26 protein-coding genes are annotated in these 25006 nt (G+C 45.2%); 8 read left to right on the top strand and 18 right to left on the bottom strand.

Going from position 1 to position 25006, the window contains the following annotated elements; all coding sequences use genetic code 11:
• Window positions 1-80: 80 nt before the first annotated feature.
• Together katA and QNI08_RS14710 are read right to left on the bottom strand one after the other, a co-directional pair.
• A complete protein-coding gene (katA, locus tag QNI08_RS14705) occupies window positions 81-1535 on the bottom strand; it encodes a catalase KatA (protein WP_285768165.1) in 1455 nt (484 codons plus the stop codon).
• Window positions 1536-1733: 198 nt separating this feature from the next.
• Window positions 1734-1871: a hypothetical protein gene (locus QNI08_RS14710; protein ID WP_285768166.1), complete on the bottom strand. Its 138-nt coding sequence runs from the start codon at window positions 1869-1871 to the stop codon at window positions 1734-1736.
• Between the two features lie 196 nt (window positions 1872-2067).
• On the opposite strand from QNI08_RS14710, the gene QNI08_RS14715 reads away from it, so the two are divergent.
• The 4 genes from QNI08_RS14715 to QNI08_RS14730 all read left to right on the top strand — a co-directional run bounded on the left by QNI08_RS14715 (window position 2068) and on the right by QNI08_RS14730 (window position 6528).
• Entirely contained in the window at window positions 2068-2958 is an 891-nt protein-coding gene (locus QNI08_RS14715) for a TetR/AcrR family transcriptional regulator (RefSeq protein ID WP_285768167.1), read from the top strand.
• A gap of 177 nt (window positions 2959-3135) precedes the next feature.
• Window positions 3136-3483: a phage holin family protein gene (locus tag QNI08_RS14720; protein WP_285768168.1), complete on the top strand. Its 348-nt coding sequence runs from the start codon at window positions 3136-3138 to the stop codon at window positions 3481-3483.
• Between the two features lie 205 nt (window positions 3484-3688).
• A complete protein-coding gene (locus tag QNI08_RS14725) occupies window positions 3689-4843 on the top strand; it encodes an endonuclease (RefSeq protein ID WP_285768169.1) in 1155 nt (384 codons plus the stop codon).
• A gap of 317 nt (window positions 4844-5160) precedes the next feature.
• Entirely contained in the window at window positions 5161-6528 is a 1368-nt protein-coding gene (locus tag QNI08_RS14730; protein WP_285768170.1) for an amino acid permease, read from the top strand.
• 46 nt (window positions 6529-6574) lie between these two features.
• On the opposite strand, the gene QNI08_RS14735 is transcribed toward QNI08_RS14730, so the two are convergent.
• The 5 genes from QNI08_RS14735 to QNI08_RS14755 all read right to left on the bottom strand — a co-directional run bounded on the left by QNI08_RS14735 (window position 6575) and on the right by QNI08_RS14755 (window position 13503).
• Complete coding sequence (locus QNI08_RS14735; protein WP_285768171.1) at window positions 6575-7441, bottom strand: DUF4349 domain-containing protein; 867 nt, start codon at window positions 7439-7441, stop codon at window positions 6575-6577.
• A gap of 156 nt (window positions 7442-7597) precedes the next feature.
• Complete coding sequence (locus QNI08_RS14740; RefSeq protein ID WP_285768172.1) at window positions 7598-11413, bottom strand: bifunctional 2',3'-cyclic-nucleotide 2'-phosphodiesterase/3'-nucleotidase; 3816 nt, start codon at window positions 11411-11413, stop codon at window positions 7598-7600.
• A 227-nt stretch (window positions 11414-11640) separates the two neighbouring features.
• Window positions 11641-12102, bottom strand: a complete 462-nt coding sequence (locus QNI08_RS14745; RefSeq protein ID WP_285768173.1) for a DinB family protein — start codon at window positions 12100-12102, stop codon at window positions 11641-11643.
• Between the two features lie 15 nt (window positions 12103-12117).
• Window positions 12118-12951, bottom strand: coding sequence for a GNAT family N-acetyltransferase (locus QNI08_RS14750; RefSeq protein WP_352231224.1), 834 nt, complete (start codon window positions 12949-12951; stop codon window positions 12118-12120).
• A 390-nt stretch (window positions 12952-13341) separates the two neighbouring features.
• Complete coding sequence (locus QNI08_RS14755; protein WP_081092540.1) at window positions 13342-13503, bottom strand: YvrJ family protein; 162 nt, start codon at window positions 13501-13503, stop codon at window positions 13342-13344.
• 157 nt (window positions 13504-13660) lie between these two features.
• Between QNI08_RS14755 and QNI08_RS14760 the strand changes: the two genes are divergently transcribed.
• Both QNI08_RS14760 and QNI08_RS14765 read left to right on the top strand, forming a co-directional pair.
• Window positions 13661-14284, top strand: a complete 624-nt coding sequence (locus QNI08_RS14760; RefSeq protein WP_285768174.1) for a sigma-70 family RNA polymerase sigma factor — start codon at window positions 13661-13663, stop codon at window positions 14282-14284.
• Window positions 14277-14495, top strand: coding sequence for a hypothetical protein (locus QNI08_RS14765; RefSeq protein WP_285768175.1), 219 nt, complete (start codon window positions 14277-14279; stop codon window positions 14493-14495). The genes QNI08_RS14760 and QNI08_RS14765 overlap by 8 nt, the downstream gene beginning before the upstream one ends.
• Window positions 14496-14546: 51 nt before the next feature.
• Here the strand turns inward: QNI08_RS14765 and QNI08_RS14770 are convergent, their stop codons facing one another.
• The 6 genes from QNI08_RS14770 to QNI08_RS14795 form a co-directional block, all read right to left on the bottom strand.
• Window positions 14547-16916 (bottom strand): penicillin acylase family protein, encoded by a 2370-nt coding sequence (locus tag QNI08_RS14770; RefSeq protein WP_285768176.1) that lies wholly within the window; start codon window positions 16914-16916, stop codon window positions 14547-14549.
• A gap of 87 nt (window positions 16917-17003) precedes the next feature.
• Window positions 17004-17261 (bottom strand): hypothetical protein, encoded by a 258-nt coding sequence (locus QNI08_RS14775; RefSeq protein ID WP_285768177.1) that lies wholly within the window; start codon window positions 17259-17261, stop codon window positions 17004-17006.
• Between the two features lie 24 nt (window positions 17262-17285).
• Complete coding sequence (locus QNI08_RS14780) at window positions 17286-17492, bottom strand: hypothetical protein (RefSeq protein WP_285768178.1); 207 nt, start codon at window positions 17490-17492, stop codon at window positions 17286-17288.
• 60 nt (window positions 17493-17552) lie between these two features.
• On the bottom strand, window positions 17553-17696 hold the full coding sequence (locus QNI08_RS14785; protein ID WP_285768179.1) for a hypothetical protein: 144 nt from the start codon (window positions 17694-17696) through the stop codon (window positions 17553-17555).
• Between the two features lie 103 nt (window positions 17697-17799).
• Window positions 17800-18240, bottom strand: coding sequence for a hypothetical protein (locus QNI08_RS14790; RefSeq protein ID WP_285768180.1), 441 nt, complete (start codon window positions 18238-18240; stop codon window positions 17800-17802).
• Window positions 18241-18314: 74 nt separating this feature from the next.
• Window positions 18315-19178, bottom strand: coding sequence for an STAS domain-containing protein (locus QNI08_RS14795; protein WP_285768181.1), 864 nt, complete (start codon window positions 19176-19178; stop codon window positions 18315-18317).
• A 145-nt stretch (window positions 19179-19323) separates the two neighbouring features.
• On the opposite strand from QNI08_RS14795, the gene QNI08_RS14800 reads away from it, so the two are divergent.
• Window positions 19324-19467 carry a hypothetical protein gene (locus QNI08_RS14800; protein WP_285768182.1) on the top strand — a complete coding sequence of 48 codons (144 nt, stop codon included), beginning with the start codon at window positions 19324-19326 and terminating at the stop codon, window positions 19465-19467.
• A 47-nt stretch (window positions 19468-19514) separates the two neighbouring features.
• Here QNI08_RS14800 and QNI08_RS14805 read toward each other — a convergent pair whose 3' ends face one another.
• From QNI08_RS14805 to QNI08_RS14820, 4 genes are all read right to left on the bottom strand, one after another.
• Window positions 19515-19844: a hypothetical protein gene (locus QNI08_RS14805; protein WP_285768183.1), complete on the bottom strand. Its 330-nt coding sequence runs from the start codon at window positions 19842-19844 to the stop codon at window positions 19515-19517.
• 79 nt (window positions 19845-19923) lie between these two features.
• Window positions 19924-21123, bottom strand: coding sequence for an MFS transporter (locus QNI08_RS14810; RefSeq protein ID WP_285768184.1), 1200 nt, complete (start codon window positions 21121-21123; stop codon window positions 19924-19926).
• A 160-nt stretch (window positions 21124-21283) separates the two neighbouring features.
• A complete protein-coding gene (locus QNI08_RS14815; RefSeq protein WP_285768185.1) occupies window positions 21284-22597 on the bottom strand; it encodes an APC family permease in 1314 nt (437 codons plus the stop codon).
• Window positions 22598-22951: 354 nt separating this feature from the next.
• Window positions 22952-23779 (bottom strand): undecaprenyl-diphosphate phosphatase, encoded by an 828-nt coding sequence (locus tag QNI08_RS14820; protein WP_269800031.1) that lies wholly within the window; start codon window positions 23777-23779, stop codon window positions 22952-22954.
• Window positions 23780-23930: 151 nt separating this feature from the next.
• Between QNI08_RS14820 and QNI08_RS14825 the strand changes: the two genes are divergently transcribed.
• The gene (locus QNI08_RS14825; protein ID WP_285768186.1) at window positions 23931-24674 is read left to right on the top strand and encodes a glycerophosphodiester phosphodiesterase; all 744 of its coding nucleotides are present in this window, start codon (window positions 23931-23933) and stop codon (window positions 24672-24674) included.
• Window positions 24675-24734: 60 nt separating this feature from the next.
• On the opposite strand, the gene QNI08_RS14830 is transcribed toward QNI08_RS14825, so the two are convergent.
• Complete coding sequence (locus tag QNI08_RS14830; protein ID WP_057912178.1) at window positions 24735-24944, bottom strand: alpha/beta-type small acid-soluble spore protein; 210 nt, start codon at window positions 24942-24944, stop codon at window positions 24735-24737.
• Window positions 24945-25006 lie beyond the last annotated feature (62 nt).

A 25006-nucleotide genomic window follows, 5' to 3' on the forward strand; every position in this document is an offset into this window, starting at 1 on the left:
CTGTCGCGAGTTGCCTGGTCGGCCCGAAAAAAAGTAAAGCAGGCATCCATGGATGCCTGCTTTACTTTTTATGGTTCGCTTTATGCTTCTTGCGGTACCGCCAAGCCTAGGCCTTCAGCGATGCGTGTTCCATATTCTGGATCGGCTTTGTAAAAATGACCGATTTGACGCAGCTTGATTTCTTCCAATTCGACAGGTTTCATTGCGCCAACAATCGTTTCCACGAGTCGAGTTTTCTCTTCGGCACTCAATAAACGGTATAAGTCGCCAGCCTGTGTGTAATGATCATCGGAGTTATGCCCAACCTGTGCAGCTTGCCCAGTCACCTCAAAAGGAGCGACTTTATTTTCCGCTGACTCCACAGGACCGCCAAAGCTATTCGGCTCATAATAAACGGAGCCCTTGCCATTGTCGTCTGCACGCATGAATCCGTCACGCTGGTAGTTGTTCGCCTCCACCTTTGGCCGATTTACCGGAAGCTGGTTGTGATTCGCGCCGACACGGTAACGATGAGCATCACCATAAGCAAAAAGACGTCCTTGAAGCATTTTGTCCGGGGAAGCTTCAATGCCTGGCACGAATGTTCCTGGTGAGAACGTGGCTTGCTCCACTTCGGCAAAGTAGTTTTCGGGATTGCGGTTCAATTCCATGCGGCCAAGCTCAATTAATGGATAATCTTTTTGCGACCATACCTTCGTAACATCGAATGGATCGAAACGGTATGTGTCCGCATCTTCCAAAGGCATGATTTGAACATATAGTTTCCATGCAGGGAAGTCTCCTTTTTCAATGGCATTGAAAAGGTCTTCCGTATGATAATCAGGGTTTTCCCCTGCTAGTTTTGCAGCTAGATTCACATCCAGGTTCTTGATGCCCTGTTCAGTTTTGAAGTGATATTTCACCCAAACGCCTTTTCCTTCCGCATTCACCCATTTGAATGTATGGCTGCCAAAGCCATGTGTATGACGGAGCGTAGCCGGAATGCCCCTGTCAGACATCAGGATCGTAACTTGGTGCAAGGATTCCGGAGAGTGTGACCAGAAATCCCAAACTGCCGTAGGATTCTTTAAATGCGTTCTAGGATCACGCTTTTGTGTATGGATGAAGTCAGGGAATTTGATCGCATCGCGAATGAAGAATACAGGCGTATTGTTCCCGACGATATCATAGTTTCCTTCTTCCGTGTAAAATTTAACGGCAAATCCACGCGGGTCACGAACTGTATCAGCGGAGCCCAGTTCACCTGCCACCGTTGAAAAACGGATGAACATTTCCGTTTTCTTGCCAACACCATTGAAGAGCTTGGCTTTCGTATACTGAGAAAGGTCGTTCGTCACTTCGAAAGTGCCGAATGCACCGGCACCTTTCGCATGAACGACACGTTCAGGTACACGCTCACGATTGAAGTGGGCCAGTTTTTCCAATAAGTGCACGTCTTGAATGAGTACCGGACCGCGTTGGCCAGCCGTGATTGAGTTTTGATTATCCCCGACTGGTGCGCCCCAGCTTGTAGTAAGGTTTTTCTTATTTGTCATAATTGAACCACCTTTTCATTATTATTTATATTTATAATGATAAAGCTTATCAAGAAAAAATCAATACTTATTTATAATAATTTTAATATAATAATCAATTCATTATTTTACCGATTGCATGTTCATCTATATTTATCATGGCAAGGAAATCATTGGGGCGAAATTTAAGCGATTCGATTAAGTTCCGTCAAAAAACCCCTAATAATGGTATACGACCATCCTCTTTATTAATCCTTCATGAAAACCGATTTTATCAATTCTCCATCCAATGGCATGGTAATCGAGAATTCGGGCTGATGGGTAACCTTCGATGGCGGCCTGAATGCCCACTTTCATTTTATACCAGACAATCCTTTTTGCCTGTGACTTTGTTCACAATGAATGTACCGGATGACTGCGGCACGACTTGCCCCAATTGAGCATAACCCTTATTTTACTAAGGGAAATCGGGAATATACCAGTTTGTATTCATCCGAAAAATAAGATACTATTACGTTAAAATGTCCGGCCAATAAGACTAAGGGTGATATAGATGAACGAGCGGAAACAACTTGTAGTTAAATATGCACACGAATTATTTATTGAAAAGGGGTATCAAGCAACCTCCATTCAGGATATTTTGGATTATAGCGGCATTTCGAAGGGAACCTTTTATAACTACTTTTCTTCTAAAAGTGAATTGCTTAAGGCCGTCTTCGTTTCCGCACAGGAAAAATTCGAAAAGGAGCGAAATGAATTGCTTATCGGGCAAAACCTTGCCGATATCGAAATATTCATCAAGCAATCCGAATTGCAAATCCACTCCAATAAGAGTAGTAAACTATTTACTTTATATGAAGAAATCCTGATTTCAAATGATACCGATCTGAAAAATTTCATTAAACATGTTAAATTCCAAAATATACATTGGCTCTCAAAACGGTTTCTCGAAATATTCGGTACCGAGAAAAAACCTTATACGCTGGACTGTGCCATCCTTTATTCAGGAATGATGCACCAAACGATTCATTTTAACGCCTTGGCTAAAGAACCTGATTTCAATCCTGGGGAAATCATCCGCTATTGTGTGGATAGGATCACAACCGTTTTCGAAGATGTGAGCCGTGTCAACGCACAGCTTTTGGAACCGGATGTCATCAAGCAATGGCTGCCTGAGCTTTTCAATACACAGCAGGATTTCCATACAGCACTCCTGGACTCTGCCAACGACCTAAAAAAGGCGATCTTCAAGCTTTGTCAGGATGATGAAGCAGAACGCGTAAAGAACCTGAAACTAATCCACTTTATCCAGGAAGAGTTTTTACAAAACGCCGATCCGCGCACCTTTCTCATCGAAAGTGCCCTGCTGTCTTTACATACAAACCCAAAGCTTAAGGATACGGCGGAATTAAGTGCATTCGAAACGATCGTTGCCAATAACTAAGCAATGCATCACCTTTGCTGACAAACGGAAGACTCCTGCCATGGGGTCTTTCGTTTGTCACAAATAACCGGCACCTTGCTCTCCTTTTTTTTATGACAATTCTGCAAACAACTACCTGAAATTCATTGGATTTTAGTATAATGACTAGTAGCAGAGTGACTTCAGGAGGAGTTTTTCATGAATATAATCATTCGTTTTCTATTAAACGGGGTAGTATTGCTCGTTATTGACTGGCTTCTCGACTCCATCACGATCAAATCTTACGGGACAGCCCTGCTGGCGGTTTTCATCTTATCAATCACGAACCTGCTGGTCAGACCCATATTACAGCTTATTACATTGCCGATTACCATCCTTACATTCGGATTGTTTTCGTTCATCATCAATGCCTTCACTTTCCAAATCACTTCCTACGTGGTCAGCGGCTTTGTCATACATTCCTTCTGGGGAGCTTTAATCGGATCGTTGCTTTTGAGTTTCATTCAAAGCCTGCTCATGAAAATCAATAAAAAAAACCGTCAGTAGGCTGCTGGCGGTTTTTTCGCGTCCGTGCCCTCCTGGCATGCTTCGATATTTCCCGGGCTATTTCCCTAAATTCCGCCACAACATCACTAGCTGTTTTCTCTCATTTTTGACAAACCGGAAGGAAAAACCGCCACCCATCCATAATCTTACATATACATGCCGCTTTCCCTGGAAATGGTCATGAATCGATTTATGGAGGAATAACATGTTCAGAAAACATGAACCAAGATTTACCCTATCGCTTTTGTTCGTGCTTGCTTTCCTGTTTCCCATTCTCACCTGCACCCCATCATTTGCCGCGGCTGGAGCTGGCTCTTCGTCCTCTCCTTATTCCGTGGCCCAGGCCATTTCCAAGCAAGACGGCACGACCAAGACGGTCTCGGGCTATGTGGTCGGCCAGCCCACTTCTGCCAATGTGGTCATTACGAGCGGCTATCCAAACGATTATGCCCTGGCATTAGCCGATAGCCCTTCGGAATCGAACATTGCCAATATGGTGTATATACAGGTTCCTGCCGCTTTTCGAGCTGACTTCGGGCTAAAATCGAAGCCCTCATTAAAAGGAAAAAAAGTAACGATCACAGGTGTGCTCGGTGCATATTTCAGCCATGCGGGGATAAAGGATGTAACTGCGATGATCTCAAGTGACCCTTCAGGCCCAGGTGCACCAGGAGTGGGCTCCTACTATGACCCTGCCATTGGAAAAACAGGTTCTTCGCTAAAAAGTGCACTGCATGAAATCATCGATGGCCATGATGAAGTGTCGTATGCCAATGTGTGGGACGCTTTACGGGAAACCGATGAGGACCCTAATAATGCCAATAACGTCATACTTTTATATACAGGCCGTTCTCAAGCAAAGACGGCAAATGGATCTGGCGTTAATGATTGGAATCGTGAGCATGTTTGGGCAAAATCGCATGGAAACTTCGGTACTGTGCTAGGGCCTGGAACCGATTTGCATCATCTTCGCCCGGCAGATGTTTTGGTCAATAGTACAAGAAACAACCTTGACTTCGATAATGGCGGTTCTGAACACTCGGAGGCGAGAGGGAATTATTATGACTCGGATTCATGGGAGCCGCGTGATAGCGTCAAGGGTGACGTTGCTAGAATGCTATTTTATATGGCGGTTCGTTATGAAGGAGATGACGGGGAAATAAATTTGGAGCTCAATAATCAAGTGAACAATGGCACTGCCCCGTATCATGGGAAATTGTCTGTCCTGCTGCAATGGAATGCCCAAGATCCCGTCGATGCCTTCGAGCGCAACCGAAATGAGGTCATCTATAATAAATATCAGCATAATCGCAATCCATTCATCGATCATCCGGAATGGGCCTCTGTCATCTGGCAATGAAGCTTTTTAAAACCCGTTCCTTGAAAAAGGAATGGGTCTTCATTTGCTAAGAATCAGAATTATATGAAAAATCACATAATTTAATTTTGTTTAAATAGCAATACATATGGATATTCATATATTTCATAGGATGAAATTAATGTAAATCCCTTTTATAGTAAGCGTTTTCATTTTTTTGCTTTACAATCTATCTATTAAAATATATTATTTAGTTGTAATATTATGTGAAAAATCAATAAATAATATGTAAGCAACTCTACTAGTGTTAAAATGCTAAATAGGGAAATTGAAATTCCAACAGAGAAAAGGGGAAAATTATGCAAAACTCCAAAGAATCTCAACTGCACAGAGGATTGGAAGAAAGACATATCGCATTGATGTCTCTTGGCGCAGCCATCGGTGTCGGTCTATTTCTCGGCTCGGCATCCGCCATTAAATTAGCAGGCCCTGCGATCATCATTTCCTATGCCATTGGCGGGCTCATGATTTATCTGATCATGCGGGCGCTGGGGGAAATGGCGATAAAAAATCCAGTTGCAGGCTCTTTTAGCCGCTATGCAAGCGAATTTGTCGGGCCTCTTGCCGGCTATATCACCGGCTGGAACTATTGGTTCGTATGGATAGCCACCTGTATGGCAGAAATCACGGCTGTCGGGATTTATATGCAATTCTGGTTCCCTGATACCCCGCAGTGGGCATGGGCTTTAGCCGCTCTAGCAATCATGACCACGATTAACTTTCTTGCCGTAAAGGCATACGGTGAATTGGAGTTTTGGTTCGCCCTCGTTAAAATTGTTACGATCATCCTCATGATCGTACTTGGCTTTGGAATGATCATCTTCGGATTGGGGAACGGCGGGATCGCGGTTGGATTCGGCAACCTTGTGGAACACGGCGGGTTTTTCCCAAATGGCATTTCAGGTGTCATGCTCTCTTTCCAAATGGTCATGTTCGCCTACTTGGGAATTGAAATGCTCGGTGTGACCGCCGGAGAAGTTAAAAACCCAGAGAAGTCTTTAAAAAGAGCCATTGATACGGTCTTTTATCGTATTTTACTTTTTTACGTCCTAGCTCTTACCGTCATTCTATCGATCACTCCTTGGGATCAAATGAATGGTAAGGACAGTCCCTTCGTGATGATGTTCGATAAGATCGGCATTCCGGGTGCAGCAGGGATCATTCAATTCGTCGTTCTGACTGCGGCCCTATCATCCTGTAACAGCGGTATCTTCAGTACCGGGAGAATGTTATTCAACCTGGCGCAGCAGGGTGAATCGCCTAAAAGCTTCGAGCGTACAACAAAGTCAGGCGTTCCTGGCGTAGCCATCATCGTTTCGGCTGTCGTGCTTCTATTCGGTGTCTACCTGAACTATATGGAAGCGGATAAGGTTTTCAGTTACGTTACAAGTGTCGCTACTTTTGGTGCACTTTGGACATGGGGAACCATCCTTATCACGCAAATCATCTCAAGGCGGAAAATGAGTCCGGGAGAAAAACAAGGCTTATCCTATAAGATGCCTCTTTTCCCATTCACGTCTTACCTAACTCTTGCTTTCCTGGTATTCGTCATGGTTATACTCGGCTTTTCGGCAGATACGCGAATCGCCCTGATTGTCGGTCCAATTTGGATCATCCTGCTCGTAGTCTTGTATTATGCGACCGGCCTTCATAAACGAAACAAATAACTGATAAAGAGGGTGTCCAACAAACTTGGTCACCCTCTTTTTACGCTTACTTTTCCCCTTTTCTTCTCATGTACCAGTGAATCAGCACGCCCACCCCTCCTACAATAACGAGGATAGGCAAGTTTCCGATGATGAATACGATGATTCCTGAACCGGCTTTAAGCAATAGATTCGCGCTTGTTGCCAGCTGTTTTTTCGTTCGTTCCCATGTATTCAATTCCTCATTATCGATGCCTGGGACAACGATGCGATCCTGAGACAACGTAATCGTAATCGTTGAATAGGAAGCTTGATTTTCAATATATTTCATTTGCCCGGTCAGCTGCTCTATTTCTTCTTGAACCGCGGCAAGATCGGATGATATCTTCAGCAGGTCTTCCGTCTTTTTGGCTTCCTGCATGAAAGCAAGCAGCCTCTCCTCTACGGTCTTCTTCGACTTCAGCCTTGCTTTTAGATCGACATATTGCTCCGTTACATCCTGTCCGGTCACATTCCTTCCGACCACCTTCGAGGCTTCACCTTCCCCAAATGCAAGAAAATCTTGAAAACGGTCTTCCGGCACTCGTACCGTTATCGTTCCTTCCAGCCTTTCTTCATTTTCCCGGTGTACAGTGGATTCGATGACATAGCCACCATATTCCTCTGCCTTTCCCTCAATCCTGAGCTGTGTTTTTTCCAGGTTCTTGACCTTCAATTCAAGCTGGGCTTGATGGATGACCTTCCTTTCATCAACGATTTCTTCTTTTCCCGCGTTGTTTTCAACCGGCGCCTTAGTATCGGAAAAGGAAGCGTCCATTTTACTGCTGGCCTTTTCATCTCCCGATTCGGACATTGACTCATCCTTTTGCTTGCTGCTGCAAGCCGCAAGCAAAAGGAGCAAGCTGAGTATGAGCATCATCGTTTTACGGTGCATCGTCACTCCTCCTTTTCTTACTAGTACCGACGAGAATGATGGAAAAAAGTTACACTACGTGCAGAGCTGTTTTTGCTTGAACGAAAAAACGGCGCCTTCGAGCTTTGCCCCCCAATGAAAGAGGCGCCCCAACGTATGCCGGAACGCCCTCTTTCATCAATTATTGAGATTCGTAATTCTTCCTTCTATTTCCGCTTTGATCCTTCCGCCTTTGAAGGTTTCTTTCACATAGGTAACGAAGGCTTCCAGATCTGCGTGTCCAAATACACGTTCTTTTCCTTTCAGGACGGTATAGTTATCGCCGCCGCTTGCCATGAAGTCATTGACGGTCACTGTGTAGGCTGCGTCATCCTGTATCGGAGTTCCGTCCGCCTTCTTCAATGAAGTGATACGTTCCTTGACCGGCTTGCTGAAGTCAGCTGTATAGCTCAACCCTGAAATTTGCAGCGTTTTTGGAGCTCCTTCCACGACCCATTGCTGCTGGAGCAATGTTTTCACTTCCGCTCCTGAAAGCTCAAGCTTAACCAAGACATTGCCGAACGGCTGGATTTTCGCCAAATCAGAATACGTGACTTCACCCTTTGGAATGTCGGCACGAATTCCGCCTGGATTCATGAATGCAAAATCGGAATCCAGATCGGCCTTCATCGAATCGGCAATCAAATTCCCAAGTGCCGTTTCCTGTGTATAGGCATTGGTCCTTAAAATCTTATCTTCCGTGGTCCCAAGCGGTGCCTTCAACTCTGGGAACATATCCAGATAATCATTGATGAATGTTGTCGTCCCTGCATCAGCCGTGATGCCATCCTGCGTGACCGTCACGATTTCAGCGGACTTTTTGACAATATCCTTAGTGGTTGGATCAATTTCCAAATCGACATCTTCGAAAGCCGTGCCATAGGAATAAGCTTGGACAATCAATTTATTATCGACATAATTGTTGACCTTGGCATGGTTATCACCGGCTAAGATCACATCGACTTCATCATCAACGGCTTTAGCTAGATCAGCCACTTCACCTGTAATGACCCCGTCTTTTTCAGTGCCTGGGTCATGTGAGATGATGACGATCGATTTGACGCCTTTTTCCTTCAATTCAGCAACCGCCTTATTCACGGCAGGGGCCTGTTCGATGAACTCCACATTCTTGATGCCATCGGGGCTGACCTTCTGAGGTGTCGCATTCGTGACCACTCCGATGAAGCCAATATCAACGCCGCCGACCTTTTTTATGACATAAGGGTCCAAAATGGGCTTTTTTGTATCTTTATATACAACATTGGCAACCACATATGGAAAATTCAATTTATCAAACACAACATCGGAGGTAGGTGACTTGCCGCCATTGATCTGGGCCATCAAGGTTTCCACCCCTTTATCGAACTCATGATTCCCGACGGTGCCGACATCGAATTTCATATCATTCAAAAATTGAAGCGTCGGTTTATCCTGGACCAACGAAGATACCGGGGAACTTGCCCCGACTGCATCGCCTGCCGATAGTAACAGGGTATTCGCAGGGTTTTGTGCCTTACGCTGCTTCAGATGCGCTGCCAAATAATCCGCACGCCCTTGCTTGATGCCGCCAAAATCGGAGGTCGTATCAAGCTGGCCGTGAAAATCATTTATCCCGAGCAATTGCACTTTGACATTTTCTTTTCCTAGATTGAACTTGTAAATACCGAAGCCTTTATCGTCCTTTTTCCCTGTATACGAGATCGGGCTGTTTTCATTTAAATAATCCGCCCCCTTTGGCGATGATGGGAACGTCACATTCACCTTGCCGGATATCGGGGCAATCGACCAGTTATTATCAGCGGTTGGATTGATTTCACCCGCTTGGGTGATGTAATCCATCAAGATTTGGCGATTTTCATCCGCAGAATCGACCACATACTCGCTTCCCTTCACTCCTGGGAAATTCCCCCCGCCTGAAGCGCGGTAGTTATTCGTCACGACGATGAAATCCTGGTTCGGATCGATTGGTTCACCGTTATATTTCAACTCGGCAATCCTGCTTGAATCCGACACCTTCGCTCCTTTTTCATCATAGCGCGGAGCCTTGGTGACATCAATTTGATAGGTCACCCCGTCGATGACGTCAAAATTATAGACGGCAAACTTTCCATTGAGCAATTCCTGCTCCTCCGTTTTGGCCGGATCGATCGTATTGTATTTCCCTGCCGACATCTCCAGCCATTCCTTAACGACGGAGCCTTTGACTTTAATGGCCTTTAATGTATTGTCATATAAATATAAATCACCGGCGCTGCGTATCGTCAGGCCGCCTTTTTTAATCTCGGTGAATTCCTCGACTCCATTGCGGCCCGCCTTGAAAGGAGCCCCTACAGAGAGGATAGGAAGATTACTGTATTCAGGTCGGTTGCTTTTGATGTATTTCTCTACGTACCATTTCTGGGCGCTGGTCACGACTTGGACGGAAGGGTCATCCTGTACAAGGGCGAAGTAGCTATGGATTGGTGCTGTAGTCGTTCCGATCGGTGTATTGACATATTTGATCGTACCTTCATGATCCTTTTTGACCGCTTTGACGACAGCCGGATCTTCAGCCGCTTTTTTCCCTGTCACCTTGTCGTTGATTGCGCGAGTTGATGAATCCGAATGGACGACTTTCCATTTTCCTTTAATGTTCTGGATATCAAGGTCGATGATGCCCAGATTACTGCCGCCATATCCCGCTTGAACGGCGGGGACACCATTTATGGTCCCTTTTTTATTATCGACACCTTTGAGGACCTTGCCTTGGCCATCCTTGAATAGACTGTCTAACGACGCTTCATCTTGTGCCGGGAAGACTTTATGTGTATGGGAGAACGTGATCGCATCGATACCGGATACCTTACTTAATGAATAGATGACATCCTCGGTATTCTTCGTGTCGCCATTGAATCCTGAATGTGTAAGCGCCACGATCACATCTGCACCCTTTTTCTTCATTTCGGGTACGTATTTATTTGCAGTCGCGACGATTTCTTTCGTAATGACCTTGCCTTCAAGGTTCGTCTTATCCCAATCCATGATTTGCGGCGGAGCGAATCCGATATAGCCTATCTTCACCGCTTTTTCCGTCCCATTGATATCTTTTACCTTTTTGGTGACGATTTTATAAGGCGTATATTTATTTTTATCATTTTTCGGATCTTTGTCTTTATCCTTTTTATAGATATTCGCATTGACATAAGGGAAGTTCGCATCGTTGATGGCTTCATCCAAATAAGATAAACCATAATTGAATTCGTGGTTGCCGAATGTGGCCATATCATAATCAAGCAGGTTCATCGCTTTATAGACGGGGTGGACCTCGCCCTTTTTCAGTGGCGCTAACTTCGCTTTGTACGTACCTAGCGGCGTGCCTTGAATAAGGTCGCCATTATCGACCAACACACTGTTTTTCACTTCTTTTCGTGCTTGCTTGATCAAGGTTGCCGTGCGGGAAAGACCGACCGATTCTGATGCGGCATCCTTATAATAATCATAGCCCATCAGATTCGTGTGTATATCGGTCGTTTCCATGATCCTCAATTCAAATGGAGCATCTGATACGGAGGTTGCCAGGCTATTTCCGAAGTTACTCGTGTTGCCGTTGTACTTGGAAACCACCGATACTTTGACCCAATAGCCCGATTGATACGAGTTGAAGTATGCTGAGAACTTTTGGGCCGATGTAATATCCGCCTCGATCGCTGACTGAGATATCACCTTCGTCCCATGCATCAGCTGAAAGACAACGCTTTCATTTCCTTTATTGCCTTTCTTCGGCGTAACGGTTACAGTCGCCTTGGTCCCTTTTACATAACTAACGGCAGGAGCCGATATGACAAATGGTTTCGCTGTTGGCTTTTTGGAAGTCTCTTTGGCCGATGTCTCCCCTGGCACGGCAAATGGAGCCGTAATCAAACTTACAGCAAGGACCGGGGCGAGCATTTTTTTAACTTGATTCTTGAACGACATACTTCACAACCCTTCTATTTTTGTAAAATGCTAGAATAATATACCATGATTTTGTCGAAAAAGCGTCACAATTTGCGGTAATGGTAAGAATTTTCGATAATCGGTACTATGTATCTATCCTTTTTTCAGGAATTTCGGAAAAAGCGGCTTCTTCAGATCGTCATCCGAGCCTTGCAAACTCAATAAACCGCAGGCAAAGCACTCCTGCGGTCTGTCTCGCTCTTTATCTATTCGATCCGATCGATCAAGCTTGCTGATACCGGTTCGATTCCGAGTTCCCTTGACCAAATGGACAACTGGCCGATATGATGGATTTCATGCGCGATCAGATGGTTCAATATTCTGTCTTTTTCATATAACCGGCCACCCGTCCATGCGGCCTCGACCAGCTCATTCCCTCCATCAAACGCAGGCGAGTTCAAATAACCCATCACTTCATGATGATAACGCTTGGATAATTCCTCCACCTCTTCGATTGTATGGTACTCTTCGAGCTTTATTTCGACATCCGCCTTCCCTTGTATGGCCCGGATCCAGCTGCATTCGACATCGATGATATGAGCCAGTGTCTTTAAAATCGTGCCCATCCCGCCTGTGCGCCGTCGGTTAAGCTCCTCAGCTGCTAAGGTCCGGCACCATTCAAACCACTCCTTTCGCACCTGCCAGTTATACGTGAATAATGCCAGCATTTCGCTCCCCCTTACTCACTTCAGCCCTTCATATTGGTAATAATCCTGACGTTGAATCGTTTGGAATCCGCAAGATTCATAGAGTTTCAAGGCATGTTCATTGGTTGCCTCGACCTCGAGAAAGATATCATACCCGAGCTGGGATTGTTCGGCTACGAGCTTTTTCAATACCTTTCTGCCAAGTCCCCTTCCCTGATATTCCGGGAGGATGGAGAATCCATAAATCCACGCTTCCCCGCCTGAATGGTCGACCCGGATTTTTCCCACCGCCCGGCCATCGCTTTCAATCATCATCGTTTTTAGCGTATCTTCGTGGAGGATGCGCTGATAATAATCCCTCGCCTCTTTTTCCGTAAAATGGAAACAATTGATATCCAGCAGTATCTCCGTCTCTTCATCCTTTCTCCGCGAGGGTCGGATGACGACATCGTCATATTCGCCCAGCTCCATTTGCGACCATTTCATTTGATACTCGGAAAAAGCAAGCGTGCATGGAAGCTGTTCCAAAAAAGCTTTTCCAGAAGGGGATTGCGCTGGTGCATTCAAAATGATCAGCTTATGCTCCCGCTGTCTGGCACTCTCGATCGCCTCATCCTTCAATTCCGTGAAGATTCCCTGTCTCCGGAAATCCGGGTGCACCATCCCGCACATCTCGATCTTGCTCCCGAATTCATAAAGACCCAGAAAGCCAACAAGCTTCCGTCCGTCATAATGAAAAAAATCATTTTTAAGGACACCATTCCGACTGCGGAGGGTCTCCCAGTTCAGCTTTAATGTAAAATCGCCCATTTCAGATTCTTCTTGAAGGATACGAATATCTTCCAGCTGTTTTTCTTTCAAGATTGTCACCCCTTTCCCATACTAACAGTTTATTACCAAAAAATAAGAAAAACAGCACCCCTTTTTGGAATGCTGCGAACTTTTCGTAAGTTTTATTAACATGTTGTTTTTTTAAAAGTATTTTCACTTTAATTCATAAAACAAAAATCGTACAAGAGGAGGATTTCATATCTAATTCCATGGGCGGATGAATTATTGTAGTAAAATGATTCCATTTGAGGATTATTTTTTACCTATTTTATGGTATATTCCAAATAATGGTTCGAGGTTTTTTATTTGATTTTGTAGGAGGGATATGGAAATCCATTTGACCCATTTCTTTATACCCGAATTTCGGATTCCTTTTTCATCGAAATCCGAAACTCGGTCTTCATCACCTAGCACTTGACGTCCTTTAGGTTATCGTTTCGTTTTATGAGCGGACTTTTTTAAGTTCTCTACGTCCGTTGTCAGTTCTTTTAATTGTTTACCGAAGCGGAAGAGCAAAAACATAGAAACGACGAATGGATAGCCAAATTCGCTAACTAATGACACCCACACAGTAGCATCCTCAATCATCATCCTCTTCACCCCTTTTCTTGTATCTGATATCTAAAGTGAAACTTGTTTTAAAAAAATCAATCTAGCACTATCGATTCATGGAAAAAAGAACAAACGTTCGTATATAATTGATTTATTCCCCTTGTCTATCACTTTATTAATTAAAGGAGGGATAACAATGAACCCAGTAACTTCTCATTTTTTTTCTCATTCATTGGAGTTTTTACAGCAGCAATACTCATCTTTCTTTGAGCAGCCGATCATTCACGTATTTTTACAAAACCCAGAGCATATGAAGATTCTCACCGAGACCCTTGACTCCCCTTCTTCTCACAACATATGTCATCTCAACGAGGCTTTCCAAATCTTCTATTACCGGGCTAAGGTATATAAATACATGTGCTCTTTGATCTATTTTTTCTCCGTTGATTTTGATAAAAGGGCACGGAAGCAGCGGGAACGCTATCGAATGGTGCTTGATGAGGCACCGGGCGATACCGGGCGGATGATCGATCGCATCGGCAATAATGACGTTCAGCTTGAAAAATTGGGTGAAACCAATGATCTCTCCTCACATATCACGGATGAAGAGATGATTAAGGCTTTGCAGAAGTTAACGGCCAAACAAAAGCTCGTACTGACGATGATCTTTTCTTATGGACTATCCAATAAGGAAATTGCCGCCTATTTCCATGAGTCACCCCAGAATATTTCCAGCATCCGCAAGCAAGCGCTCAAAAAACTCCGAAAGCACTATACGGATGAGGGATATAATAGAAAGGAGAAAAGCCATTGTGGATAGTAAACTTTCTAAAGAAGAGCTGATGAGTTTAATCAATTCACTGAATCCTAAAATAAAGAAATCATTAAAAAACACAAACTATCAAGACCGGAACGACCTTGAGCAAGAAATCAAATTGAAGATCATTGAATCGTATGAAAAAATCGCCGCAATCGAGGCACCTAATTTCGAGGAGTTCCTAGTCGAATTCCTGACGAAGCAAAAGCAATGAAAAACACCAAGTCCGGAACATTCCGGACTTGGTGTTTTTTCGCAAGGGTGATCATCGAGCCGGCTTCAAGGTCAGCCTGTCACCTTTTGGATCATTCATTACCGTTTGGTGGTACGTCCCTTCTGCCCAATCGTCAAGCTGATCGTGGTACCATTCGCTTTTGACATTTCCTGATTGGCCGGGTCCGACGAGGTGATAGGCCTTGCCCATATCGGATAGATCGATGACGAACCTCCAGGAGCCGCCATGATTGACGGTGCCATCTTCCAAAAATGCCGCTGCCTGAACGGTGACGCTGCTGCCGCCGACAGGCACCCCGCCGCCGCTGTTAAACAAGTAATTCAACGGGGTGACGCTCGATAATGGGTGGTTGAACCGTACCTGATGATAGTTTCCCCATTCCCAATCCGCTATATCATTCCCCTGTGTTTCTTCCAATTCCGTTAATGTCTGCTGCAGCGACTTGGCAAGCACCTGCTCCAGTCCGCCGCCCTCTTCGATCCAAGGGCCCGGCTTCCCGTCGAGGGCCCGCCGCAGCAGTTCGTCAATGGCCGAACGCCGTCCGTTAAAGAGATTGAGCGTTTCCTCCGGTATCTCTTCCGTAAGCAGGACATCCCCTATTTTTCGCATCCAGACATTAAAGATCATCGGTGCCGCTTCATCCGCGGAATCAATATGATTCCACTTCTTCAAGATCCTCAATGCTTCTGCTTCTTGCTTGCCCGACGAACCCTTCAATACCTCGATGAATGGAGGGGCAAACTCCTTGGCCTGCAGATTCAGCTGGTCCATCTGCAACGTTTGCATGTCCTCTGCCGTCAGCTTTTTATTGGCCTTTAAAAACTCCTGTATCCTCATCTGCCGGTACGGCTGGGCCCAGTTATTGCTGATGTGGTATGGGTAATCATCTGAGATGACTTTATTATTGGCGGTCGAAATGAACCCTTCCTTTGGATTGATCGTTTTTGGAAGTTCATCAAACGGGATGTAGCCCTTCCATTCATATTCATCCGTCCAGCCAGGAACGGGCAGCATGCTGTCTCCTTTTTTCCTGATCGGGATCTTCCCATTCGCCTTATAAGCAATGGTCCCATCACTGGAGGCAAAGACGAAATTCTGTGCCGGCGTTTCGAATTTCAATAGTGCCTTTTCGAAATCGTTCCAGTTTTCCGCTTTATTCATATTCAATACCGCTTCAAGCTCCGCGGACGGATCAAGTGCCGTCCACCTTAACGCCAGGACCGTATCTTTCCCGCTTTTGCCGGCAAACTCGGAGATGACGGGTCCATGACGGGTAACCGTCACTTCATAATCAAGTGTCTTACCGTCCTTCACCTTGATCGGCTCATCGACGATTTCAGCTTTTTCCCATTTATCCTTGAAGGCAAATTCCTCCTCGTTCTCCGGGTTCCTCTTCTCAATGAACAAATCCTGGACATCCGGCCCCGTATTGGTCACTCCCCACGCGATCTTTTCATTATGGCCGAGGATGATCCCCGGAATTCCGGCAAAAATCACGCCGCTCACATTGACTGTCGGTGCTTCCAAATGCATTTGATACCAAACCGATGGCGTAGCCAGCCCCAGGTGCGGATCATCGGCCAATAAAGGCTTGCCGGAATCGGTTTTGCTTCCCGACACGACCCAATTATTGCTGCCATTGAATTCATAAGGAACGACGGCCGAGGCGAAGCTTTTTTCAATATCCAGCTCCTCCTTACTGATGATATAAGGAGCACTCTTCGGATAATCCGGGAATAAATCATACGCCTTTTCCTTTGGAAAGGTTTGCAGCAAATACTGCCTGAAAGCCTGGTCCTCCCAGTTCCCGCCTAAATCAAAGGCCATATACTTTCCAATCGTCAGCGAATCGACGGCTGTCCACCTCTCTGGTTCATATCCGAGTAAAGTGAACTCGACCGGCCATTTTCCATTCTCCTTAAGCTCACCGATATAGAGATTGACCCCCTCGGCAAACACATCCAGCGCTTCCTTGCCCTCGCTTGAGTAGGCAGCATACGAGGCCTCTGCCGCTCGCCTCAACCCCAGCGTGCGGAAATACTTATCATTTTTCACCGTCTTCTCACCAATCACCTCGCTCAATCTTCCTGACGCCTGACGCCTGCTTAAATCCATTTGAAACAAACGATCTTGTGCCTGGATATACCCCTGAACTAAATACAAATCATGCTCATTCGCCGCCTGGATATGCGGAACCCCTCTCAAATCCCTCACCACCGTAACCGGTTTCAAAAGACCAGGCAGTGAAATTTCCCCCTTCGTTGCAGGCAGGGTCCGCGCAAGAAAGACATTTGCGGCAACAAGAACAGCCAGCAAAAGCACAATCAATATACCCAAACTCCATAACGCACGCCTTCGCCACTTCCATTTCGGCCTTTGCTGAGGTACGGCAATTTCCATAGACTCATCTCCCTCTCCCATTGAACACTCTCTTTCTTTCTACTTAAGATATTCAGCGCCTCCCGCCATCTTTCCTACCAACCTCCGTCAATTTTGCCAGTTTTCCGTGTAACTGCCGTTTTCGCTCGGTAAGGCTGCGAGTTTCGGCTGACTGCACACGAATTCGGAGCGGTTACTCGTGAATTTGGAGTGGTTACTCGCCAATTCCGGGCGTTTACTCGCCAATTCGGAGGGTTTACTCGCCAATTTCGAGCTTTTACTCGCCAATTCGGATGATTTACTCGCCAATTTCGGCCTTTTACTCGCCAATTGGGCGCGTTTGACTGAGGTTTGCTGATTCCTCAAATTTAGAGCGGTTGCTCACCCAATTTAGACGGTTTTCTCAAGAATTGGGCACGTTCGCGCGAGTTTCGGCTGTTTACACACGAATTCAGAGCGGATACTCGCCAATTCGGATGATTTACTCGCCAATTTCGGCCTTTTACTCGCCAATTCGGAGGGTTTACTCGCCAGTTTCGGCCTTTTACTCGCCAATTCGGATGATTTACTCGCCAGTTTCGGCCTTTTACTCGCCAATTGGGCGCGTTCTCTTGAGGTTTGCTGATTCCTCGAATTTAGAGCGGTTGCTCACCCAATTTAGACGGTTTTCTCACGAATTGGGCACGTTCGCGCGAGTTTCGGCTGTTTACTCGCCAATTCGGAGGGTTTACTCGCCAATTTCGAGCTTTTACTCGCCAATTCGGATGATTTACTCGCCAGTTTCGGCCTTTTACTCGCCAATTGGGCGCGTTCTCGATATTGAAGCTTTTTACTCGCGAGTGGAGCTTTCCTGCATTCTTGATGAACGTAAAAAGCACCGATACCCTGGTATCGGTGCTTTTGCTTAGCTATTTGCCAGTATGTATGCTATGACTTCATCTACGTCATCCGTGTAGAGGAGGGCTTTGTCAAAGTCATGGGCGGCCTTTGTTTCTGCTACCATGTATTCGATCGGGGAGAGGAAGCCGAAGATTCTTTTCCATTTATGGTTTTTTTCCAGTAGCTTTCTTTCCCTTTTTATATCTTCTGGTATGAGTTCGTTGATGATGAAACAAGGATCGGAGTATGCAGGATGCTGGAAGCGTTCATTCAGGCTTTGCAGTTTTTGGGTGTCCCATTCAACCCGGACGAGGTCCGATATGACCGATACATTTTGGATCGAGTCGCGGATGCGCTTGGATAATGCATCATATTCTTCATCCTCGAGTCCGTTGTCTGTCATGATTCCTATGCAGTACCATTTTTGGAATGGTTCATGCGGATCTTCATTCTTCTTGGTAAACATTCTTCAGCCACCTTCCTTTAGATTCGCGATTTCGAAGCTTTTTAAAAAAAGATACCCTGATAAGGATATCTCCATCATATTGGCTGAAGGGCCAGTCCTCTTTGCTTAAAGATGAATTCCATTGCCTTGGCGAACGATAGGAATGCTTTTACCTTATCGGCGAAATCGAGTTTGACGATCCGTTTAACCACATCAGGGGAGAAGCCGACAACGATCGTTTCCGTTCCCATTAGCGACAGTGCCCCTACCAATTGCTTAAGCAAGACAAGCAGATCGCCTTCCTTCGTAAACGTAATTCCGGAGAAATCAATAATCAGTACTTCCGCTTGCAGCTCCGCACATTTTTGCAGTATCCTCGATTGCATCGACTCCATTCTCCAGTCATCGATGCGTCCGATCATCGGGAATAGCAGCACATCCTTTAGTACGGTTTGGACGATTGGCGTCGCCAGTTCTTCCATGACTTCTTCGTTCTCTTTTATTTTCTGCAAGGAATCATTTGCCACCTTGGCCAGTTGTTTATAATGGTTGACATAACTTATGGCGATGCAGTGAATATATTGATCGAGAATGGAGTCGATGATCGAACTCGCCTTGAGCAATATTTCGATGGAGTAAAACCGGTTGCTTACCTCTTCTTCTATGAAGCTCCAGAAAAGATTGCGGAGCAGCTGGGCTTCCTCAATATTTTTATCCAAAGGGATCCCGATATCGACGATGCGCTTCCCGATTTCCATTCCTGCAGCTTTCATGTTGGCCAACGCTTCGTCCTTGCCATGAATTAGCGCATCAGCATGAATTTGGATAAGCTGCGACCTTACCTGTTTACTCGCAGCAAGGTCATAGAGGGAATCCTCTTCATCAAACAATTCAATATGCTCCACTAGAATGTATTTGAATTTTTCAATTTTTTCGCCGATCAATCTTAATTGTTCCATTTTGACCTCCCATACAGGGCTTTTATCACATTTTATCAAATTATTTATGGTTTGTGATATAAAATCCTTCTATTACCAATATGATAAGAGACGTTTACCCCATTCACAAACGGGGTATTATGCTATATGACTTGGAGGGATTGCCATGAAAAAGAATCAACAAGACTTTGAATCCGAAAATATGAGCGATTTAGTCGAACTCATTAACAGTAAAAATAACAGCCGCAGGATCTTGGATGTTTTACGGCGTAATAAAAAAGATAAAACGAAAACCAAAAATAAAAAATGAAAAAGCCCAGACCGTTTCGGCCTGGGTTTTTGCTTGGATGACTCAGCTTACCTTTTTCTCCGGATTTCTTTCACATGGTTGCCTTCAGTAGTAATGTAGACCGTTTCTCCGATTTTATAGGTTAAATACCGGTCACAATCAATTTCAAACGTTTTGCCATTATTGAATTTCATGGCACAATTGGAACCCTCTTCGGTTTTCGACACGGATATGACCTTGTTCGTCTTGAAACCTACCGCCTTGCCATCGGAGAAATGAGGATAGTACTTTTCAACGATCTCCACCTTTGCCAATCTGCCAGGACTTGTTAAGTATACGATGAACAAAATAGTTAATACGGCTATCAACCCAATGAGAATTACAGCTTTCCGATTCACTCTATCTATTACCCTCTTCTCTAATCAATCTATTCTTCCAAATCCTTTTTTCACTAGATTATATTCAGCAGCCGGAAATTCATGATATATTTTTCACCTTTTTAACCATAATGACACAAAAAGCAGCAAGGATGATAAGGATGGATACAGCCGAGATGACCCCGCCCCAACCGAACTTCATCAGGAATAATCCGCCTGATGCTCCCACGACACTGGATCCTGCATAATAAAACAGCAAATATAGGGAGGAAGCTTGTGCTTTTTCGCTTTTTTCGGCTAACCTTCCGATCCAGCTGCTTGCAATGGAGTGAGCTCCAAAAAAACCGAATGTGAACAGAGCAAGCCCCAGGATTTTCAGCAGCAGCGGTTCCGCTAAGGTCATTAGCGCCCCCATCAGCATGATGGCGATTCCGGAAAGGAGGACGCCCTTGCGGCCATATTGATCGGCAAGCCTTCCCATCCAAGTGGAGCTGAATGTCCCAACAAGATAAATGATGAAAATGAAGCCAATCAATGTCTGTGATAAATGATAGGGCGGTCCCATTAATGGTATACCCACAAAGTTATAAATGGTAACAAACGACCCCATTAATAGGAAAGCCATACTGAATAAGAGGACGAGCCTGCCATTCCTCAAGTTATGGATAAGCGAGGCTTTGATTCGCGATAATGACACTTGATTGCGAATGGCATGCTGGGAAGGGGGAAGCATCCACCAAAAGAACAGGCTGATGAGCAGGCTTAAAGCCCCAAGGCTGCCAATCGCTACATTCCATGAAAAATGGTCGGTCAGCACGCCGACAATCAGCCTTCCTGCCAGGCCGCCGATGCTCGAGCCGCTCACATATATCCCCATCACGTAGCCCAGGCTTTTCGGGTGGAATTCTTCATTGATATAAGCCATGGCAATGGCCGGGAAGCCGGCAAGCACTGCTCCTTGTATTGCCCGTATCGTAATCAGGATGTGCAGGTCATCCTGGATGAAGCTGACGCATATGGATAATATCGCAGATAACGTGAGCGCTGTCCCCATTATTTTTTTTCGATCGATATTTTCCGAGAAAAAGGAAACGAGCAATAAACAGATGGCAAGCGTCCCTGTCGCAAATGATAATGTCAAACTTGCCGTTGCAGGCGAGACGCCGAATTGCTTGGCGAATACCGGAATGACAGGCTGCGTACTATATAAATCGGCAAACGTTACAAAACTGCCAAGAAATAAAGCCAAGATTGTCATCTTGAATGATTTTCCAGCTGGCTCGATATAATTCACTTTCATTCAGACCCTTCGTGATTTAAACTTTCCCCCTATGTTAATACGAACGAGCACGGTTGTCTATTTTGCAACATTCATGAAGCTTGGGCTGGGCAAGCGTTTTCGCATCATGAAAAACCCCTTCACTGTAAGAAGTGAAGGGGTTTTTTCATCCATATTCCGTTCAGCCTCTCACACGCTCGCTTTTTTTAAGCAGCCAGTATACGGGCATGCCGATGACGAGGATGATTAACGAATACAAGGCATCCAGCGGCGTATCGATCAATGTGCTTGCCACAATATAGACGGCACCTGCAATCGCGACGATGGGAATGATCGGATAGAGCGGAACTTTATATGTTTTGGCATCCGGATCTCTCTTGCGCAGGATGAAGACCGCAAAGAAAGCCAATCCATAAAAACTGAAGACGGAGAAAATCGCCATATTCGTAAGTTTGTCAGGATTTGTCACAACCATCATGATGATCGAGATGATCACCTGTAAAATCGTCGCATTGATCGGCGTCTTGAACCTTGGCGATATTTTCCCGATTTGCTTATGCCCAGGCATCATTTTATCATGAGCCATCGCCAGGGTAATCCGCGGAAACGTGAGGAGCTTCCCGTTCAAGCAACCGAATATCGAAATCAAGATTCCGATTGCGATCAATTTCCCGCCCAATTCACCAAATAGCATCGTTGCTGCCACATTCGCAGCATTCGTGCCATGAGCGACGACACCCTCTGCCCCCAACACATGAAGCATGGCAAGGTTAACGGCCAAGTATGCGACCATGACCACGAGGATGCCTGTAATGATTGCGCGCGGTAATGTTTTTTGGGGATTCTTCATCTCTCCTGCCATGAAGCCGACGTTCATCCAGCCATCATACGCCCAAAGGGTAGCCAATATCGCTCCAGCCATACTGATTTTCATGGAACTTTCACTCGTTACATTGAAAACTGGCATATCACCTTGAGCCATGCCGAAAACGGCGATGAAAAGGATGGGGATCAGTTTGCCGACGGTCGATAAGGTTTGGATGATCCCGCCGTACTTCGTCCCAAGCAAGTTCATCGCAGCCAAGAAAACGATCGTTATGATTCCAATTGCCAGCGTGTAATCAGAGGATATATTGAAAATTCCAGACACCAATAACCCGAAATATAAACTGAGTGCACCCATGACAGCAGGTCCATATACCAACGTTTGCACCCAGCCGCAGAGGAAGCCCCAAACTTTTCCGTACACTTCTTCAAGGTAAACATATAAGCCACCCGTTTTAGGAATGCGCGTACTCACTTCAGCGATCGTCAAGCCGCTTGCCAGGGTAATGAGACCGCCTATCAACCAAGCTAATAACGCCATGGTTGAATTGCCGCTTAACTCAAGCACGTCACCAGGTTTCATGAAAATACCGGAACCGATGACCGTGCCGACTACTATTGATGTTCCGACCCAAAAGCCGATCGTTTTCTTCAACTGATCATTTCCCATTTTGTCCTCCCTGCGTGTACACTTGTATTTATTTTACACTAAAATTATATCATAAAAATTATATGAGAATAGTTTATGGAATAGTTTGAATTTTTTTACAAAAAGAAAGATACCTTGATATCACTGTGCTCAAAGCGTTTTTTTTCCGCAAATTTTTTTCCTATTTATGTTTGCAACTTCTCCAAAAACCGAATATTTTTTAATCCGTTAAAGAATTTCGAGTATTTAACGCAAATAAAAGCGAACTTAAAATTAATAATAAACTAAATCATTCGTTGTATATTTTCGGACGCAAAAAAACCCACCCCTATTAAACGGGGTGGATTCCTGAAGCTTTTCACGCTTTGAATCATATTACCAGATAATGAATAATAAGATCACTGCCAAAACGATCCGGTAGATGGCAAATGGCGTCAATTTCACTTTATTGATTAAAATCAAGAAAAAGCGGATGCAGAATAAAGCAAAGATGAAGGCACTGATGAAACCTGCAATGAAGAATGGCAGAACTTCAGGCGTGAAAGAATCCCAATACTTGACGACCTTCAACAGACTGGCACCTGCCATGATCGGCACGGCCATGATGAACGTGAAATCGGAAGCAGCCCGATAGCTCATCCCTAAAAGCACCCCGCCTGAAATCGTCGAACCTGAACGGGAAAACCCCGGCCATAATGACAGACATTGGATCAACCCGACTCCAAGTGCTTGCTTGTACGTGATCTGGTCAACCGTCTCGGCAGTAAGCTTCGGACGGAATTTATCCGCAGCGATCATCAGGAACGCGCCAAGGAATAACCCGATGATGACTGTCTTTATCGTAAATAAGTTATCATCGATGTAATCTTCGAATAAAAGACCAAAAACGCCCGCCGGCAGCAATCCGACGAATATCTGCAATAGATTGAGCCTAGGACCCTTCACAGCACTTGTATCTTTCAATTTCTTCAACCCAAGCAAGTCCATGAACCGGCCCCAGAAGAGCACGACGACAGCGAGTATCGAACCGAGCTGAATGACGACCTTGAAAGCATTGGCCACTTCACTCCCGAAGATATCGGTCGATTTCAGCCATAAATCATCGACGATGATCATATGCCCTGTAGACGACACAGGCGCAAATTCAGTTAATCCTTCTACAAGACCAAGGACAACTGCAACAAAAATTTCCCACATATTCATTTTATTCACCTCTTAATTCGAACACCTATTTATGGAAATACCATATGTATTTTACGCGTTGTTTAAAATATTGTCTATTAAACATTGCTGAAACATTTTGTGGGTAAGGGTATGATAGGTTCTAGATCAGTTTAAAGGGGATGTGATGATTTTGCAAAACATAAAAATTTTCGCCCATAGAGGCTCGAAGGGAACGCACCCGGAAAATACCATTGCCGCCTTCCAAAAGGCTGCCGAAACGGGAGCGGATGGGATCGAATTCGATGTCCATCTTAGCGCTGACGGGGAATTGGTCATCATCCATGATGAAACGCTCGACCGGACCACCTCCCTTACCGGGTATGTGAAGGAATATACGGCCCAACAGCTGAAAACGGGGGATGCCGGGGTCAAGTACGCCAAGGAATTCATCGGGGAGCGAATTCCTTTCCTGGGCGAAGTTTTCGACTGGGCCAAGGCTAATCGCTTATGGATGAACGTCGAAATCAAAACGGATAAACTGGCCTATGAAGGCATCGAACAGAAGATTATCGATTCGATCCGCCATCATAAGATGGAACATCGTGTGATCCTCTCCTCCTTTAACCATCAATCGATCGAAAAGGTGAAGCTGCTCGCTCCAGATCTTGAGCGAGCTCTATTGTTCGAGGAGCTTCCAGATAACCTGGAGCAAATCTTGCGTGATAAACAAGAATCCGGTTTTCATCCCGATAAAAACAGCCTGACGGAAGCGACCAATGAACTCGCGAAAACACTTGGATATAAAATCAGGCCGTGGGTCGCTAATGAGGAGGCCGATGTCATCAAGCTCGCCAAAATGGGCGTTGACGTGATCATGACGGATTATCCTGAAAGGGCGATAAAAACGGTAAAGTCCTTGGATTCGAACGGCTGAGCAAAGCGAAAGAGAAGGAGCCGATGCCCCTTCTCTTTCTTAGCCATGTTATTCAGTTAATTAGCGAGAATAGTTTGATCCGCCTAATTGTTGTTCAGCCATTTGAACCAAACGTTTCGTGATTTCTCCACCAACGGAACCGTTAGCGCGAGCAGTAGTGTCGGCACCTAGATTCACGCCAAATTCACTTGCGATTTCATATTTCATTTGTTGTAGAGCCTGCTCTGCGCCAGCTACTACTAGTTGATTGCTGCTGTTGTTGTTTGCCATGTGTTTTCACCTCCTACTAATATTAATTTGCATTTTGGACGTAAATTATTATTGCCAATTTA

Source organism: Peribacillus folii, assembly GCF_030271255.1.
GTDB lineage: Bacteria > Bacillota > Bacilli > Bacillales > DSM-1321 > Peribacillus.